This is a genomic window from Bartonella capreoli (genome assembly GCF_902813205.1).
Classification (GTDB): Bacteria; Pseudomonadota; Alphaproteobacteria; order Rhizobiales; family Rhizobiaceae; genus Bartonella; species Bartonella schoenbuchensis.
On the sequence record NZ_CADDZX010000339.1, the window covers coordinates 1 to 400 of the forward strand.

1 pseudogene is annotated in these 400 nt (G+C 44.0%); it reads right to left on the reverse strand.

What is annotated here, in order from left to right:
• Positions 1–57: 57 nt before the first annotated feature.
• Positions 58–400, reverse strand: a pseudogene (locus J7R05_RS08700) (FAD-binding protein); the annotation flags it as partial.

A 400-nucleotide genomic window follows, 5' to 3' on the forward strand; every position in this document is an offset into this window, starting at 1 on the left:
TAAACAACCAAAACCATAAAAACCCAAGTTTATAAATTAAACAAACTCCTGATCCTAAAGCGGCAACCCAGCACGTGCAATCATACCACCGCCATCACCTGTACATGTATGGGCTGATGTAGAAGAAAAATAAGCACGTCCATAACCACCTGTTGCCAAAACAACCATTTTAGCAGAAAAACGGGGAATTGTACCGTCATCTAAATTCCACGCCACAACACCTGTACACACACCATCGGTCATGATTAAATCAAGCGCAAAATATTCAATAAAAAATTGCGCATTATGCTTTAAGCTTTGCCCATAAACCGCGTGCAAAATAGCATGCCCAGAACGCTCAGCCGCCGCAAAAGTACGTTGAACTGGCGGACCTTCTCCAAACTCCGTCGTACGCCCACCA